Source organism: Campylobacter sp. S4:11 (assembly GCF_024723695.1).
Lineage (GTDB): Bacteria > Campylobacterota > Campylobacteria > Campylobacterales > Campylobacteraceae > Campylobacter_D > Campylobacter_D jejuni_C.
Map to the genome: position 1 here is coordinate 1 of NZ_JANQDC010000097.1, position 429 is coordinate 429.

Sequence of the window (429 nt, forward strand, 5' to 3'; positions counted from 1 at the left end):
AGAAATAAAGTAAGTATATTTGGAAGAAAAAGTGAAACTAATCTTAATTATTTTTATCTTGCTTCTAATAGCACTACCAATTTAAACGAAATGAATAATTTTATAAGCATTATGGATAGATATATCATTTTTATTAACAAAATAGATGCATTGCCTGACACTTATGCACTTATGAAAATAGCCTTTAATGCTGATTATTTTCTTTTTAATTTAATCCCATTTGCTTCAAGCCTAGATAAAAACTTTATGTGTTCTATACCTCAAAAAGAACAGTTATTAGAAAATATGATTAATTCTTATAAAAAAATGAATTTATTATATAAAACAAAACTAAAAACCGAAATTCAAGAAATGATATACCCAACAATATATAAAGCAAAAAGATATAATTATTTCATAAATATTGCTAAAGGAAGATTAAGTGTATGT

Annotated in this window: 1 pseudogene; it reads left to right on the top strand. The window is 22.6% G+C overall.

The annotated features are described in order from the left end of the window. Positions 1–429, top strand: a pseudogene (locus CAMP5053_RS08375) (hypothetical protein); the annotation flags it as partial.